The organism is Streptomyces sp. NPDC048523 (genome assembly GCF_043199815.1).
Lineage (GTDB): Bacteria > Actinomycetota > Actinomycetes > Streptomycetales > Streptomycetaceae > Streptomyces.
This window is the reverse complement of record NZ_JBICWQ010000004.1, coordinates 387,102-401,588: the sequence shown is the minus strand read 5'-3', so window position 1 is coordinate 401,588 and position 14,487 is coordinate 387,102. Positions and strand designations below refer to the sequence as shown.

15 protein-coding genes are annotated in these 14,487 nt (G+C 72.5%); 7 read left to right on the top strand and 8 right to left on the bottom strand.

Going from position 1 to position 14,487, the window contains the following annotated elements; all coding sequences use genetic code 11:
* Positions 1 to 36 precede the first annotated feature (36 nt).
* A complete protein-coding gene (locus ACGFWE_RS22670; protein WP_393601251.1) occupies positions 37 to 1,326 on the bottom strand; it encodes a cation:proton antiporter in 1,290 nt (429 codons plus the stop codon).
* Positions 1,327 to 1,595: 269 nt separating this feature from the next.
* Here ACGFWE_RS22670 and ACGFWE_RS22665 point away from each other — a divergent pair, with 269 nt between their 5' ends.
* Entirely contained in the window at positions 1,596 to 2,771 is a 1,176-nt protein-coding gene (locus ACGFWE_RS22665) for an MFS transporter (protein ID WP_393601962.1), read from the top strand.
* Positions 2,772 to 3,250: 479 nt separating this feature from the next.
* Here the strand turns inward: ACGFWE_RS22665 and ACGFWE_RS22660 are convergent, their stop codons facing one another.
* Positions 3,251 to 3,586 (bottom strand): hypothetical protein, encoded by a 336-nt coding sequence (locus ACGFWE_RS22660; protein ID WP_352386480.1) that lies wholly within the window; start codon positions 3,584 to 3,586, stop codon positions 3,251 to 3,253.
* 59 nt (positions 3,587 to 3,645) lie between these two features.
* Positions 3,646 to 4,341 (bottom strand): type 1 glutamine amidotransferase domain-containing protein, encoded by a 696-nt coding sequence (locus ACGFWE_RS22655; protein ID WP_393601249.1) that lies wholly within the window; start codon positions 4,339 to 4,341, stop codon positions 3,646 to 3,648.
* A gap of 50 nt (positions 4,342 to 4,391) precedes the next feature.
* Here ACGFWE_RS22655 and ACGFWE_RS22650 point away from each other — a divergent pair, with 50 nt between their 5' ends.
* Positions 4,392 to 5,336, top strand: a complete 945-nt coding sequence (locus ACGFWE_RS22650; protein WP_393601247.1) for a LysR family transcriptional regulator — start codon at positions 4,392 to 4,394, stop codon at positions 5,334 to 5,336.
* A 44-nt stretch (positions 5,337 to 5,380) separates the two neighbouring features.
* Positions 5,381 to 6,115, top strand: a complete 735-nt coding sequence (locus ACGFWE_RS22645; protein ID WP_352386485.1) for a maleylpyruvate isomerase family mycothiol-dependent enzyme — start codon at positions 5,381 to 5,383, stop codon at positions 6,113 to 6,115.
* On the opposite strand, the gene ACGFWE_RS22640 is transcribed toward ACGFWE_RS22645, so the two are convergent.
* Complete coding sequence (locus tag ACGFWE_RS22640; RefSeq protein ID WP_352386487.1) at positions 6,112 to 6,492, bottom strand: MarR family transcriptional regulator; 381 nt, start codon at positions 6,490 to 6,492, stop codon at positions 6,112 to 6,114. The genes ACGFWE_RS22645 and ACGFWE_RS22640 overlap by 4 nt on opposite strands.
* An 86-nt stretch (positions 6,493 to 6,578) precedes the next feature.
* Here ACGFWE_RS22640 and ACGFWE_RS22635 point away from each other — a divergent pair, with 86 nt between their 5' ends.
* Both ACGFWE_RS22635 and ACGFWE_RS22630 read left to right on the top strand, forming a co-directional pair.
* On the top strand, positions 6,579 to 8,066 hold the full coding sequence (locus ACGFWE_RS22635) for an MFS transporter (RefSeq protein ID WP_393601244.1): 1,488 nt from the start codon (positions 6,579 to 6,581) through the stop codon (positions 8,064 to 8,066).
* A 73-nt stretch (positions 8,067 to 8,139) separates the two neighbouring features.
* The gene (locus ACGFWE_RS22630; protein WP_352386491.1) at positions 8,140 to 8,427 is read left to right on the top strand and encodes a DUF6332 family protein; all 288 of its coding nucleotides are present in this window, start codon (positions 8,140 to 8,142) and stop codon (positions 8,425 to 8,427) included.
* On the opposite strand, the gene ACGFWE_RS22625 is transcribed toward ACGFWE_RS22630, so the two are convergent.
* The 3 genes from ACGFWE_RS22625 to ACGFWE_RS22615 form a co-directional block, all read right to left on the bottom strand.
* Positions 8,388 to 9,053 carry a response regulator transcription factor gene (locus tag ACGFWE_RS22625; protein WP_352386493.1) on the bottom strand — a complete coding sequence of 222 codons (666 nt, stop codon included), beginning with the start codon at positions 9,051 to 9,053 and terminating at the stop codon, positions 8,388 to 8,390. The genes ACGFWE_RS22630 and ACGFWE_RS22625 overlap by 40 nt on opposite strands.
* Entirely contained in the window at positions 9,050 to 10,288 is a 1,239-nt protein-coding gene (locus ACGFWE_RS22620) for a sensor histidine kinase (RefSeq protein ID WP_393601241.1), read from the bottom strand. Before ACGFWE_RS22620 ends, ACGFWE_RS22625 begins: the two co-directional genes overlap by 4 nt.
* Before the next feature lie 98 nt (positions 10,289 to 10,386).
* Positions 10,387 to 11,073 (bottom strand): TetR/AcrR family transcriptional regulator, encoded by a 687-nt coding sequence (locus ACGFWE_RS22615; RefSeq protein WP_393601239.1) that lies wholly within the window; start codon positions 11,071 to 11,073, stop codon positions 10,387 to 10,389.
* Between the two features lie 146 nt (positions 11,074 to 11,219).
* Between ACGFWE_RS22615 and ACGFWE_RS22610 the strand changes: the two genes are divergently transcribed.
* Positions 11,220 to 11,669, top strand: coding sequence for a nitroreductase family deazaflavin-dependent oxidoreductase (locus ACGFWE_RS22610; protein ID WP_352386499.1), 450 nt, complete (start codon positions 11,220 to 11,222; stop codon positions 11,667 to 11,669).
* Here ACGFWE_RS22610 and ACGFWE_RS22605 read toward each other — a convergent pair.
* Positions 11,659 to 13,011 carry a geranylgeranyl reductase family protein gene (locus ACGFWE_RS22605; protein WP_352386501.1) on the bottom strand — a complete coding sequence of 451 codons (1,353 nt, stop codon included), beginning with the start codon at positions 13,009 to 13,011 and terminating at the stop codon, positions 11,659 to 11,661. The genes ACGFWE_RS22610 and ACGFWE_RS22605 overlap by 11 nt on opposite strands.
* A 97-nt stretch (positions 13,012 to 13,108) precedes the next feature.
* Here ACGFWE_RS22605 and ACGFWE_RS22600 point away from each other — a divergent pair, with 97 nt between their 5' ends.
* On the top strand, positions 13,109 to 14,464 hold the full coding sequence (locus ACGFWE_RS22600) for a dipeptidase (protein WP_352386503.1): 1,356 nt from the start codon (positions 13,109 to 13,111) through the stop codon (positions 14,462 to 14,464).
* The last annotated feature ends 23 nt before the right edge of the window (positions 14,465 to 14,487 follow it).

The following is a 14,487-nucleotide window of genomic DNA, read 5'->3' as shown; positions in this document are numbered from 1 at the left end:
ATGGCGCCACCGTGACGTGCCGGGCCGGGGCGGTCCTCACCCCCGAAGGGCGATCCCGGTGCCGTCCGAGGAGGCCGGCGCGTCCTCGCGCAGGCCCGGTGTCCGAGCGGCCGCGGCGCGATACCAGCGGCCGTAGCGCCCGGCCAGGACTCCGGCGCTGACACCGTGGGCGTACACGCTGATCGTCACGGTCAGTGCCACGACCGCCGAGACCTGCTCGGTGCCGGGTATCCGCTCCTCGAGGACCAGCAGCCCGAGCACGATGGAGGCGAGACCCCGGGGCCCGAACCAGGCGACGTAGGCCACCGTGGGCGGACGGAGCCCCGAGCGGGCCAGACTCAGCGCGACGGGCAGCCCGCGGATCACGGTGAGACTCAGCACCGCGTAAACCGCCATCCGCCAGGTGAGCTCGTTCAGCGCCGGGGCGAGAAGGAGCGCGCCGAACGCGAAGAAACTCAGCATCGCCAGCAACGCGCCGAGCCGTTCGGTCAGTTCGCACTCCGGGTCCGGTGTTCCGCGCTCGGTGGGATGGCGCCGTACGGCGTTGCCGTAGGCCAGGCCGGCGACCCAGGCGGCGATGAACCCGCTGCCCTCCAGCGCGGCGGCCGCCGCGAACGAGCCGAAGGCGATCATCGCGGGCAGGAGCTGCCGCCACTCGCCTGCCGCCCAGCCGCGGCGCCGCGACCGCACCAGAGCCCACCCGGCGGGCAGCCCGAGCCCGATGCCGCACACGGTGGACAGAAGCAGGGCCCGGACCACCACCTCACCGGCGCCCGGTGTCCCCGCCCGGCCCGCCTCCTGGCCCGCGGCGGCGAGGAAGAGGACGAAGAAGGGCACGCACAGACCGTCGTTGAGTCCGCTCTCGACGTTGAGTCCCTGCCGGACGAGCGCCGGGACCCGGCGGTCGGTGATCGCGGGTTGCCCGAGGGCGGCGTCGGTGGGCGCCAGGATCGTGCCGACCAGAGCGAGCCCCCAGACACCGAGGCCCGGCAGCAGCGGCCATGCCGCCAGCCAGCCGAGGCCGATGGTCAGCGGCAGCCCGATGCCGAGCAGCCGTACGGGCAGGAAGTCGTCGCGGCGCAGCTCCCGCGAGTGCACGCCGGCGGCGTCGGTGAACAGCACCAGTGCGAGGGCGGCTTCGAGCAGCGCCCGCACGGGTTCCACGTCGTGTGCGGGACTGACCAGACCGAGCCCGGGCTCGCCCAGAGCCGTGCCGACCGCCACGAAGATCATGGGGCCGGACACCGCCCATGCGGCTGCTCGGGCCGACACCAGGGCGTATCCCGCGACGACCGCCGCGACGACGAACACCGCCCAAGCCGACATGAGCCGCTCCGCTCCGCCTTCCGTGTCCTGCGAGCCCTCCGTGTCCGGGGCCGAGGCCATCCTGCGGGCCGGGGGCGTCCCGGGGCCTCACTCGCGGAAGGTGAACCGGGCCCGGTCCCGGCCTGCGCGGCGGCTGGAGGAGACCCGGTCAGCGGCTCGGCAAGAGCAGGTCCGCCACTTCCGCTCACCCGAACACCCTTGCCCACAATCGAGCACACGCCTACCCTGACTTTGTGCCGCTGATAAACAAACTGCGTACGCGCATCGCCGTGCCGGACAACTCCCTCACCCGACTCCGTATCGCCCTCACCGTCTTCTTCGCCGTCGACGGCTTCATCTTCGCCGGGTGGGTCGTCCGTATCCCCGCGATCAAGGAGCAGACCGGCGCCTCCGCCAGCGCCCTCGGCCTCGCCCTCCTCGGCGTCTCGGCCGGCGCGGTGATCACCATGACGCTCACGGGACGGCTGTGCCGCCGCTACGGCACCCACCGGGTCACCGTCGTCTGCGCCGTCCTGCTCTCCCTCAGCGTCGCCCTGCCGCCGCTCACCCACTCCGCGCCGGCACTCGGCGCCGTACTGCTCGTCTTCGGCGCCGCGTACGGCAGCATCAACGTGGCGTTCAACAGCGCCGCGGTCGATCTGGTGGCCGCGCTGCGGCGGCCGATCATGCCCAGCTTCCACGCGGCGTTCAGCCTGGGCGGAATGCTCGGTGCCGGGCTCGGCGGGCTGGTCGCCGGGGACCTGTCACCCACGCGGCACCTGCTCGGTCTCACCGTGATCGGTCTGCTCGTCACCGCCGTCGCGGGCCGGACCCTGCTGCGCATCCAGCCGCCGGCACCCCCGCAGGACACGCCGCGGCACAAGTCCGCACCCCGTCCGCCGGGCACCGGCACCGGCACCCGCATCCGCGGCCTCGTCATCACCTTCGGCCTGATCGCCCTGTGCACGGCCTACGGCGAGGGTGCCCTGGCCGACTGGAGCGCCCTGCACCTGGAGCACGACCTGGACGCCACGCCCGGCGTCGCGGCGGTCGGTTACTCGTGTTTCGCACTCGCCATGACCATCGGCCGGCTGACCGGCACCAGACTGCTCGAACGTCTCGGCCAGACCCGCACGCTGGTGGGCGGCGGCACCGTCGCCGCGCTCGGCATGCTGCTCGGCGCTCTCGCCCCGTCCGTCTGGGCAGCACTGCTCGGCTTCATGATCACGGGGCTCGGTCTCGCCAATCTCTTCCCCGTCGCCGTCGAGCGGGCGGGCAGGCTGGCCGGGCCGGACGGGGTCGCCATCGCCTCCACCCTCGGCTACGGCGGCATGCTCCTGGGCCCGCCCGCCATCGGCTTCATGGCCGACTGGTTCTCCCTCCCCGTCGCCCTCACCAGCGTCGCGGCACTCGCCGCCACCGCCGCGGTGATCGCCGCGCTGACCCGACGCGCGGCAACAGCCTGACCGGGCTCCCCCCAGGTCACCGCCACGACGAGGCACAGTCCGGCGCCCCGGCCCCGATCACCACCGGACCCCGAAGCGCTCTTCGACCTCCGCCAAACCCGGGGTCATTGCACCGCACGCCTGACGCACGACAGCAACCTGACCACACCCCGGCCGGACCATCACCACCACGAGGAACAATCCGGCACCCCGGCCCCGATCACCACCGGACCCCGAAGCACACCCCGACCTCCGCCAAACCCGGGGTCATTGCACCGCACGCCTGACGCACGACAGCAACCTGACCACACCCCGGCCGGCCCATCACCACCGCGAGGAACAATCCGGCACCCCGGCCCCGATCACTGCCCGAGTGCGCAAGCGCCGCGCCCTCCGCCAACCCTCACCACCGCGCCAACCCTCACCACCGCGAAGAAGCTCCAAGACGCCGCGGCCACCCCGCTCTCCCCGGCCTCCACGCGACGAATGGCTCATCCGGATCACTCCGGATGAGCCACCGCATCCTTCTGCAACTGCACGGCCGCCAACAGGCTCAGCTTCGGCTCCGCCTTGCGCAGGGCCCGGACGGCCGCGACCGAGGTGATGTCGCCCGTGAAGCCGACGGCGGCCAGCCGGGAGCGGACCCAGCGGGCGCGCAGCACCGTCTCGGTGGCGGCGGCGGTGGACTCGACGAGGGCCACGGCGCGTTCCAGCCCGGGGCGTTCCTCCGGCGGGGCCTCGGCCAGCGCCTGGCGCAGGGCCGCCGCCACGACGTCCGCGTCCCGGACGAGCAGCACGAAGTTGTGTTTCTTGTTCAGTCCCGCGATTGCCGACATGCGGTCATCGTGGCGGTCATGTCCCGCGTCCGCCAAGCGACTTGAGGAGCCTCAGAGGCTCAGCCCAGCTTTTTCAGCAGTTCGACGGCGAGCGGCGCGGAGGACGCCGGGTTCTGCCCGGTCACCAGGTTGCCGTCGACGATCACATGCGGAGCCCACGGCTCGGCCACCTCGACCTGCACGCCGGCCTCGGTGAGCCGGTCCTGGAGCAGCCACTTGGCCTTGTCGGCGAGGCCCGCCTGGGTCTCCTCGGCGTTGGTGAAGGCGGCCACGCGGCGCCCGGCGAACGCGTTGGAACCGTCGGCCTTCGTGGCGGCGAGCAGCGCGGCCGGGGCGTGGCAGACGACCCCGAGGGGCTTGCCGCTCTCCAGGGCGCTGCTGAGCAGTCGGCCCGAGACCGCGTCGACCGCGAGGTCCTCCATCGGCCCGTGGCCGCCGGGGTAGAACACGGCCGCGTAGTCGTCGAGGTTCACCTCGTCCAGCCGCAGCGGGGCCTGGAGTTCGGGGGCCGAGGCGAGCACCCCGGCGATACGGTCGGCGTTCTCCTGCCCACCGTTGACCTCGGCCGCGAGGCTGCCCTTGTCCACGGTCGGCACGACACCGCCCGGCGTGGCCACGACGATCTCGTGTCCCGCGGCCTTGAACGCCTCGTACGGGGCGACGGCCTCCTCGGCCCAGAAGCCGGTCGGGTGCTGGGTGCCGTCGGCCAGGGTCCAGTGGTCGGCACCGGTCATTACAAAGAGGATCTTCGACATGATGAAACCGTAGTCCTCTCGTGTCATAGAAATCCAATAGGCTCACACATATGAGGGATAGGAACACCAATGGCTCCGAGGATGCGGGCCAGACCGTCAGCACCCCGCCCGACCTGAACCTGCTGCGGACCTTCCTCACCGTGTACCGCACCGGCTCCTTCACCGCCGCGGCCCGTCTCCTCGGCCTGTCCCAGCCCACCGTCACCACCCAGATCCGCACCCTGGAACGGCAGTGGGGCCGCGAGCTGTTCGAGCGCCGGGCGCGGGGCGTGACCCCGGCACCGTACGCGGACGAGCTCGCCGCCCGGATCGTGCACCCCCTGGACTCGCTCGCCGCGGTGGCGGGACCCGCCGGGGACGCGGAGGACGCCCCGGCCGAGCCGGTGCATCTGGCCGGCCCGGCCGAGCTGCTGTCCCGCAGCGTCCTGCCCGGCGTCGCGCCCTTGGTGGACAAAGGGGTACGGCTGCGCATCACACCGGGTCTGACCGAACCGCTCCTGGACGACCTGCGCACGGGGCGGCACGACCTGGTGATCGCCACGTACCGGCCGCGCGGCCGTGCGCTCACCGCCCTGCCGCTCAACGACGAGGAGTTCGTGCTGGTCGCCTCCCCCGCCCGGGTCCAGCGGCTCGGCGCACCGGAACACCTCGCGACCGCGCTGCACGGCGTCCCGCTCGTCGCCTACGCCGAGGACCTGCCCATCGTGCGCCGCTACTGGCGGCACGTCTTCGGGCGGCGCCTGGTGCAGCAGCCGGCCGTCACCATGCCCGACCTGAACGCGGTCAAGGCCGCGGTGGTCGGCGGAGCCGGATTCACGGTGCTCCCCCGTTATCTGTGCGCCGAGGAACTGGCGTCGGGGGTGCTGGTTCTGCTCCACGACCCCGACGACCCGCCCATCAACACGGCCTACCTGGTGCAGCGCCCCGGCACCTCGGGCAATCCGCACGTGGCACTGGTCCGCGACCACCTGCTGCAGGCGGCCCGCGACTGGTAGCCCGGCGGTGCCGCCGGCCGGGTGTCGTCAGGCACACTCCTCCCATGGAGACAGCCGAGTTCATCCGGATCCTGGACCGCGAAGGCCAGTTGCTCGCGTCGGCAGCCGAGGAGGCCGGTCCCGACGCCAAGGTGCCGACCTGCCCCGAGTGGCAGGTGCGGGACCTGCTGCGGCACACCGGCGCGGTGCATCGCTGGGCGACGGCGTTCGTGGCCGAGGAGCAGACCGCCTTCCGCCCCCTCGACGACGAACCCGCCCTGGACGGTGAGGAGTTGCTGGCCTGGTTCCGCAACGGTCACCGCCGTCTGGTCGAGACGCTGGGCTCCGCCGCACCCGACGTCCGCTGCTGGCACTTCCTGCCGGCCCCCTCACCGCTCGCCTTCTGGGCCCGGCGGCAGGCGCACGAGACGGCCGTGCACCGCTTCGACGCGGAGGCGGCCCGAGGCGGTACACCCGGGGAATTCGGGCGGGACTTCGCGGCCGACGGCATCGACGAGTTGCTCCGCGGCTTCCACGCCCGCGACAAGAGCCGGGTCCGCAGCGCCGAGCCCCGGGTGCTGCGGGTGCGGGCGAGCGACACGGACGGCGCCGTGTGGACCGTACGACTCACCGAGGAGCCGCCCGCAGCCGAGTACGGCGAGGCGGGGGACGTCGACTGCGAGGTGTCCGGGCCCGCCGCGCGACTGTATCCGGCCCTGTGGAACCGGCTGCCGTTCCCGCGGGTGACCGGGGACGTGTCGGTAGCCGAGCTGTGGCGGGGGAAGTCCGCCGTGGGCTAGGAGGGTTCCAACATCCGTGTGAGGACCGCGCGTTGCACCGGCAGGGCGTCACGGTGCAGCGCGCGCCCCTTGGAGGTGAGTGAGACGCGTACGCCCCGCCGGTCCTCCGCGCACATCCCGCGCTCGACGAGCCCGTCCTTCTCCAGCCGGGCGACCAGCCGTGACAGCGCGCTCTGGCTCAGGTGGACCCGCTCGGAGATCTCCTGCACGCGGTAGTCGCAGCCGCCGTGGGCCAGGACGTCCAGCACCTCGAAGTCACTTGCGCACAGGCCGTGTTGATGAAGAGCGCGGTCCAGTTCGCACTGCGTGCGCGCGTGCAGCGCCAGGATGTCCCGCCATTGCTCCGCGAGTGCCTGCTCGGGCTTCTTCGCCACCATGCGCGGCACCGTAGCAGAGAAGACGGATTATTGCATCGGAATTAAATGCGTTTGCATTCGATGCATGCGCATGTAGTGTCTTCGCCATGACCTCTCCGCTCACCACCCCCGCGGACCCGTCCTCAGCGGTCCGCTGGACACCCAGGCTCTGGGGCACCCTGCTGGTGCTGTGCGCCGCGATGTTCCTGGACGCCCTGGACGTGTCCATGGTCGGCGTCGCGCTCCCGTCCATCGGCGCCGACCTGGGCCTTTCCACCTCGACGCTGCAATGGATCGTCAGCGGCTACATCCTCGGCTACGGCGGCCTGCTGCTCCTGGGCGGTCGCGCCGCCGACCTGCTGGGCCGGCGCCAGGTCTTCCTGGTGGCCCTCGGTGTCTTCGCGGTCGCCTCCCTCCTGGGCGGCCTCGTCGACTCGGGCCCGCTGCTGATCGCCAGCCGGTTCATCAAGGGCCTGAGCGCGGCCTTCACCGCGCCCGCGGGCCTGTCCATCATCACCACGACGTTCCCGGAGGGCCCGCTGCGCAACCGCGCGCTCTCCATCTACACCACCTGCGCCGCCACCGGCTTCTCCATGGGCCTGGTCCTGTCCGGCCTGCTCACCGAGGCCAGTTGGCGGCTGACCATGCTGCTGCCCGCACCCATCGCCCTGATCGCGCTCGTCGCCGGTCTCAGGCTGCTGCCGCGCAGCGCCCGCGAGAAGGACCACAACGGCTACGACATCCCCGGCGCCGTTCTCGGCACCGCCTCGATGCTGCTGCTGGTCTTCACCGTCGTCCAGGCTCCGGAGTCCGGCTGGACTTCGGCCCGCACCCTGCTCTCCTTCCTCGCCGTGGCCGTACTGCTGACGGTGTTCGTCCTGGTCGAGCGACGTTCGCCGGGCCCGCTGGTCCGGCTGGGCGTGCTGCGCTCCGGCACCCAGATCCGCGCCCAGCTGGGTGCCATGGCCTTCTTCGGTTCGTACGTGGGCTTCCAGTTCCTCGTGACCCTGTACATGCAGTCGCTGCTCGGCTGGTCGGCGCTGCACACCGCGCTCGCCTTCCTGCCCGCGGGCGCGCTGGTGGCGGTGTCCTCGACGAAGGTCGGCTCGATCGTCGACCGGTTCGGGACCCAGCGGTTGATCCCGGCGGGCTTCGCCCTGATGGTCGTCGGATACGCGCTGTTCCTGGGGGTCGACCTGCACCCCGGTTACGCCGCCGCGATCCTGCCGTCGATGCTGCTCATCGGCGCCGCCTGCGCACTGGTCTTCCCGTCGCTCAACATCCAGGCCACCAACGGCGTCGAGGACCACGAGCAGGGCATGGTGTCCGGACTGCTCAACACCTCGGTCCAGGTCGGCGGTGCGATCTTCCTGGCCGTCGTGACCGCCGTGGTGACCGCGGGCGCTCCCGAGAACGCCACCCCGCAGGCCGTCCTCGACAGCTACCGCCCCGGCCTCGTCGTGGTCACGGCCATCGCCGCGGCCGGGCTGCTGATCACCCTCACGGGACTGCGCACCCCGCGCCGCCCGCAGCGGTCCGTCGTGGTCGCCAAGTCCCGTGTCCAGGAGGCGGAACGCGTCACCGTACGCGACTAGGGGGACGCCTCCGACACCGTGTGCCCGGCCGAGCTGCTTGCTCCGCCGGGCACACGGCTGTGAGACTCGGGGAGTGGAGACTTACGGGGGACGCCGCAACCAGGCGGAGCGGGACGCCATCACCGTCGAGATCGGATACGCGCTGTGCAGTGCGCTGTTCGCGGCGGCGGTGCTGTTCGGGGCGGTGGCCGGACCGGCGCTGCTGTTCGAACTGCCGGGAACCGTGGAGACGTTGCTGTTGCGCATCGGGCTCACGATCGCGCCGGTGGTCTTCGTCGCCCGGGTGATCAGTGTGCTCGTGCGCTTCCGGCAGCAGCGCCCTCAGCCCAGCCAGCCCGGCCGCACCAACCCCGACTCGTAGGCCAGCACCACCAGTTGGGCGCGGTCGCGGGCGCCGAGCTTGACCATCGTGCGGCTGACGTGGGTCTTGGCGGTGAGCGGGCTGACGACCAGGCGGCGGGCGATCTCCTCGTTGGACAGACCGATCCCGACCAGAGCCATCACCTCCCGTTCCCGCTCGGTGAGCCCGGCGAGGGCGCCTTCGGCCGCGGGCTCCTTGGAGCGGGCCGCGAACTCGGCGATGAGACGGCGGGTCACGCCGGGCGAGAGGAGCGCGTCGCCGTCGACGACCGCCCTTACCGCGCGCAGGAGTTCCTCCGGTTCGGTGTCCTTGACCAGGAAGCCGGAGGCGCCGGAACGGATCGCCTCGAAGACGTACTCGTCGAGTTCGAAGGTGGTGAGCATGACCACCTTCACGTCCCTCAGAGCGGTGTCCTCGGTGATGCGCCGGGTCGCGGCGAGACCGTCGAGCAGCGGCATCCGGATGTCCATCAGGACGATGTCCGGCCGCAGTTCGCGCACCTTGCGCAGCGCCTCCTCACCGTCCGGGGCCTCACCGGCCACCTCGATGTCCGGCTGCGCGTCGAGCAGGGCCCGGAAACCGGCCCGCACGAGTGACTGGTCGTCGGCGAGCAGTACGCGGATCACCGGTCGTCCTCCTCGGCCTTCACCTCGAGCGGCAGTACGGCGAGCACCCGGAACCCTCCGTCGGGACGCGGGCCCGCCTCGATCGTGCCACCGAGTGCGGCGGCCCGCTCCCGCATTCCGGCCAGACCGTTGCCGCTGCCGCCCGCGTCGGTGCCGGTCGCGGGCCCGTCGTCGTCGATGCGCAGCCGTAGCGCGTCCCCGCCGTGATCGAGCCGTACGCGCGCGTGCCGCGATCCCGAGTGCCGTACGACATTGGTGAGCGCCTCCTGGACGATACGGAAGGCGGCGAGGTCCGCGCCGGGCGGCAGGGCCGGCGCCGCCCCCTCGACCTCGACGGTGAGGCCCGCGTCGGCCGCCTGGGACACCAGCTCGGGCAGGCGGTCGAGGCCCGGTGCGGGGGCGCGCGGCGCGTCGCCGGGGGTGCGCAGCGTGTCGAGCACCTGGCGCACCTCGCCGAGCGCCTCCTTGCTGGCGGCCTTGATGGTGGTGAGGGCGGTGCGGGCCTGCTCGGGGTCGGTGTCGAGGAGGGCGAGGCCGACGCCGGCCTGGACGTTGATGACGGAGATGCTGTGCGCGAGGACGTCGTGCAGTTCGCGGGCGATCCGCAGCCGCTCCTCGTCGGCGCGGCGCCGAGCGGCCCGGGCCCGCTCGGCCCGCTCCCGGGCCCACTGTTCCCGGCGGGTCCGGGCCAGCTCCGAGACGGCGACGATGGCGACGACCCAGGCGGCGATCACGCCCTCCTGCCCCCAGGGCGCGGCCGGGTCTCCGGCCGGGGGCAGCCACCGGTAGAGCCAGTGGGCCACCAGGACGTGCCCGGCCCAGAGCATGCCGAGCGCGGTCCAGGCGGCCTTGCGGTGTCCGGCCACGACCGCGCTGAAGCAGGCGAGGGCGACGGTGAGGAACACCGGCCCGTACGGATACCCGGCCCCGAGATACAGCATCGCGGCAGCCGCCGTGCCGAAGACGACGAGCACCGGCTGCCGATGCCGCCACAGCAGCAGCCCGGAGCCGGTCACCAGGAGCACCCGTGCGAACACATCGAGCGCGGCCCGGTCACCGACCTGCTGATGGGCCGCGTAGTTCGACCCTCCGAGCACGAAGAAGGTGAGCAGCAGAGTGGACGGCCACGGCCACCGGGCGCCCTGCCCGCCGTCGCCGGCTCCGCGCCACCACGACGGCCCGTGCCGCCACCACCGCGGCGGACCGCCCCCGCGCACGCCCTGCTCACCGTCCATGACAGCCACGCTAGACGCCGCCGCCCGGCCGGGGCGTCAGCCGAGCGTGGTGATCACGGATACTCCCGGCGGCGTACGCCCGCTCCCGTCCCGGCCGGTCATCGGAGGCCCACGTCCCGTGCGAGCCGGGTGACGGCGTGCCGGAAGAACGTCTCCCGGTCCGCCACGATCCGGTTGAACTGACCGAACAGCTCGAATCCGACCAGGCCGAACAGCTGGGCCCAGGCGGCCACCAGCGCGGTCACCGCCTCGGCCGGGAGGTCGGGGGCGATGTCGGCGTTCATGCGCTCGGCCTCGGGGCGCAGCTCGGGGGGCAGTGCGGGCAACGACAGACCGGGGCCCGTGTGCGCGTCGCGTGCGATGCCGATGAGAAGCAGGCCCACCCGGGACGCGGCGGGAATGGTCGTGGCGGGGGCGGTGTAGCCCGGGACCGGGGATCCGTAGATCAGCGCGTACTCGTGGCTGTTCCCCAGCGCCCACCGACGCACCGCCTCGCACACCGCCACCCAGCGCTCCACGGGGGCCGCGTCACGGACCGCGTCGTGCGCCCGCTCCGCGCTCTCGCCCAGCGAGTCGTAGGCGTCGATGATGAGAGCGGTCAGGAGGTCGTCGCGGCTGGCGAAGTAGCGGTACAGCGCGGAGGAGACCATGCCGAGCTCACGGGCCACGGCCCGCAGCGAGAGCTTGGCGGCGCCCTCGGCGGCGAGCTGTCTGCGCGCCTCGTCCTTGATGGTGGCGGTGACCTCGATCCGGGCCCGGGCGCGGGCGCCTTGTGCGGTACTCATGGGCCTCAGTCTCCCATGAAATGAGAGCGGTGCACACAAACGAGAGCACCGCTCTTGCCCCGACGCCCCGGCCGTGCCAGACTGAACACCGGAAGAGAGCGGTGCTCACAAAAGAGAGCGACGCTCTCCCGAATCCTGGGGGTCACATGTCCACGCACGTACAGAAGCCCGGCTGGTTCACGGTCAACATCCTCAACCGCTCGGTGGCCTTTCTGACCCGCCGCGGCTTCAGCGTCTGGGGCTCACGGGTCCTGGCCGTCCGGGGACGCAAGAGCGGCGAGTGGCGCACCACCCCGGTGAACGTGCTGACGGTGGACGGCGAACAGTATCTGGTCGCCCCACGCGGCCACGTCCAGTGGACCCACAACATGCGTGCGGCCGGCGGCGGCGAACTGCACCTGGGCAAGAAGTCGGAGGCCTTCACCGCCACCGAGGTGACCGGCGAGGAGAAGGTCCCGCTCCTGCGCGCCTACCTCAAGCGCTGGAAGGCCGAGGTCGGCGTGTTCTTCAAGGGTGTCGGTCCCGACTCCCCCGACGCCGACCTGCTGCGCATCGCCCCCGACCACCCCGTCTTCCGCGTCACGCTCACGAAGTGACTCCGTCGTCCGCGGCGCGCTCGGCCGGACGCGGGTCCAGCGCGGCCAGCGCCCGCTGGGCCATCGGCCGGCCCCGGACCAGCTCGCCCAGTGAGGTCGCGCCCTGGGTGATGTCCTTGAACGCGTTCCACGCGGGCCGGAAACCCGTCAGCGCCGCGTGGAACAGTCCGGGCCGGCGCTCGAACGCGGTCAGCATCCGCTTGCCGACGCTCATCTCGACGCCGAGGCCCGCCTTGACGGCGAACGCGTAGTTCAGCGCCTGGCGCCGGGCGTCCACCGCGTCGTGGGCCTCGGCGATCCTGACCGCCCACTCCCCCGCGAGCCGCCCGGAGCGCAGCGCGAAGGAGATGCCCTCGCGGGTCCACGGCTCCAGGAGCCCCGCCGCGTCACCGCACACCAGCACCCGCCCGCGCGAGAGCGGCGAGTCGTCGGCCCGGCAGCGGGTCAGGTGGCCGGAGGAGATGCTCGGTTCGAACCCGGCCAGGCCGAGCCGCCCGATGAAGTCCTCCAGGTACCGCTTGGTGGCCGCGCCTTCGCCGCGCGCGGAGATCACGCCGACCGTCAGGGTGTCCCCCTTGGGGAAGACCCAGCCGTAACTGCCGGGCATCGGGCCCCAGTCGATGAGCACCCGCCCCTTCCAGTCCTCGGCGACGGTCTCCGGCACCGGGATCTCCGCCTCCAGGCCGAGGTCCACCTGGTCGAGCTTCACCCCGACATGTGCGCCTATCCGGCTGGCGCTGCCGTCGGCTCCGACGACCGCCCGCGCGAGGAGCGTCTCGCCGCCCTGGAGGACCACGGCGACGGTACGCCGGTCGGGCACCGCCGAGCCGTGCTGCTCGACGCGCTGCACGGTGACGCCCGTGCGCAGCTCGGCGCCCGCCTTCTGCGCGTGCTCGACGAGCTGCTGGTCGAACTCGGGCCGGTTGATCAGCCCGAACAGCATCTGCTTGGAGCGCCGGGTCCGCGTGAAGCGGCCGTTGTTCGAGAACGTGACCGCGTGCACCCGGTCCCGGAACGGCAGCTCGAAGCCGGGCGGCAGCGAGTCCCGGGAGGGGCCGATGATCCCGCCGCCGCACGTCTTGTACCGCGGCAGCTCGGCCTTCTCCAGCAGCAGCACGCGCCGCCCTGCCACCGCCGCCGCGTAGGCGGCCGAGGCCCCCGCGGGACCCGCGCCCACGACGACGACGTCCCACACCCGCTGTCCGTCGTCCCGCACGCCGTCCGCCGAAGAGTCGTCCGCCGGGGAGTCGTCCGTCGAGGGGTCGTCCGCCGAAGGGTCGCCCGCCGAAGTGTTCTCGCTGCTCACGATGGTCTGCTGCTCCCGATCAAGCCATTGCCGCACCTGTCTCCCGCATCCTACGGCGGGCCCGCCCACAGGCCACTGTGGGAGGATCTACGGCACTCACAGGTACAACGTCGCACCCACAAGGAGCGTGCCCATGTCGTCGAATCCGGTCGCCGAGACCGTCGCCTCGCTGATGCCCAGGGCGCGGGCGGAGCTCAGCGAACTGGTGGCGTTCAGGTCGGTGGCGGACTTCGACCAGTTCCCGAAGAGCGAGAGCGAGGCCGCCGCCCGCTGGGTCGCGGACGCGCTCGCCGCCGAGGGATTCCAGGACGTGGCACTGCTCGACACCCCGGACGGGACCCAGTCCGTCTACGGCTACCTGCCCGGCCCGGCGGGCGCGAAGACCGTCCTCCTGTACGCCCACTACGACGTGCAGCCGCCGCTGGACGAGGCCGGCTGGACGACCCCGCCCTTCGAACTGACCGAGCGCGACGGCCGCTGGTACGGGCGCGGGGCCGCCGACTGCAAGGGCGGCGTGCTCATGCACCTGCTCGCGCTGCGCGCCCTCAAGGCCGACGGCGGGGTCCCGGTCCACGTCAAGTTCATCGCCGAGGGCTCGGAGGAGCAGGGCACGGGCGGCCTGGAGCGGTACGCCGAGGAACATCCCGCGCTCCTGGAGGCGGACACCATCGTCATCGGCGACGCGGGCAACTTCCGCGTCGGTCTGCCGACGGTCACCGCCACCCTGCGCGGCATGACCATGATGCGCGTCCGGGTCGACACCCTGGAGGGCAACCTGCACTCGGGCCAGTTCGGCGGCGCCGCTCCCGACGCGCTGGCCGCGCTGATCCGCGTACTGGACTCGCTGCGCGGGAAGGACGGCACGACGAGGATCGACGGGCTCACGCCGGACGCGTCCTGGGACGGCCTGCAGTACGACGAGGAGCAGTTCCGGGCGGACGCCAAGGTCCTGGACGGCGTCGAGCTGATCGGTGACGGCACGGTCGCCGACCGCCTCTGGGCGCGCCCGGCCGTGACGGTCCTCGGCATCGACTGCCCGCCGGTCGTCGGCGCCACCCCGTCGGTGCAGGCGAGCGCCCGCGCCCTGATCAGCCTGCGGGTGCCGCCGGGCATCGACACCGACGAGGCGACCAGGCTGCTCGAGGCCCACCTGGAGGCGCACACCCCGTGGGGCGCGCGGGTGAGCACCGAGCGGATCGGCCACGGCCAGCCGTTCAGCGCGGACACCACCAGCCCGGCGTACGCGGCGATGGCGGAGGCGATGGCGGTGGCCTACCCGGGCCAGGAGATGCAGTACGCCGGACATGGCGGCTCCATCCCCCTGTGCAACACCCTCGCGGCGCTCTACCCGCACGCCGAGATCCTGCTCATCGGCCTGAGCGAGCCGGAGGCCAAGATCCACGCCGTGAACGAGAGCGTCTCCCCCGAGGAACTGGAGCGCCTGTCGGTGGCGGAGGCCCTGTTCCTGCGCAACTACGCGGCGAGCTGACCCGACGGCTCTGCTGCCGGCAG